The sequence below is a fragment of the Alistipes sp. DJF_B185 genome (assembly GCF_964250025.1).
Classification (GTDB): domain Bacteria; phylum Bacteroidota; class Bacteroidia; order Bacteroidales; family Rikenellaceae; genus Alistipes; species Alistipes finegoldii.
Window position 1 is genome coordinate 1 of record NZ_CAXUDY010000092.1, and the last position, 680, is coordinate 680.

The following is a 680-nucleotide window of genomic DNA, read 5'->3' on the forward strand; positions in this document are numbered from 1 at the left end:
CAGAGTCCACAGGTATAATTTCAAACTCACCACGGAAGAGAATATCCGCTTTAAGCAGATGCTTTGTAAGGCAGGATCGGAGCATAACCGCAGCCGTTTTATCGTCAAACGAATCTTCGCCGAGGAGTTCGTTGTCGTCAGACGCGACCCTTCCAAAGTGCAGTTCGTCGCACGGCTGAACGACTTTTATTACCAATTTCAAAAGCTCGGGAACAACTATAATCAGATTGTAAAGGCTATCAACGCCCACTTTTCCAACGTCGCAATCCCGCATCAGATCGCTGCATTGGAACAGCGAACGAGAGAGCTGAAAGCCCTCAGTATCGAGATTCTCAACCTCGCAAAACAGACTAAGGAATGGTTGCGAATATAAGATCGGGTTCCTCGCCCGGCGGAGCGTTGTATTACAACAAGGAGAAAGTGGATAAGGATGAAGCCGAGGTTCTTTTCTGGCAGAAGATGTTGGAACCGTTCGACAAGCACGGGCGAATGGATGTCGACGCCTGCATGGATTGCTTTTGGCCGTACCTCGAAGCCAACCGCCGGACTACGAACACGGTCTTCCACGCCTCGCTGAACCCCTCGCCCGAAGACAAACTGACAGACGATCAGCTCCGGGACATCGCGCAGGAATACATGGAACGTATGGGTTACGGCAACCAGCCTTATATTGTTTTCAA

The 680-nt window shown here is 50.3% G+C and carries 2 protein-coding genes; both read left to right on the top strand.

What is annotated here, in order from left to right; genetic code table 11:
* Positions 1-373: mobilization protein (locus ACESTR_RS16350; RefSeq protein ID WP_373179463.1), on the top strand; the 373-nt coding region annotated here is incomplete at its 5' end.
* The coding region (locus tag ACESTR_RS16355; RefSeq protein WP_373179464.1) for a relaxase/mobilization nuclease domain-containing protein at positions 358-680 on the top strand (323 nt) is incomplete at its 3' end. The genes ACESTR_RS16350 and ACESTR_RS16355, both read left to right, overlap by 16 nt.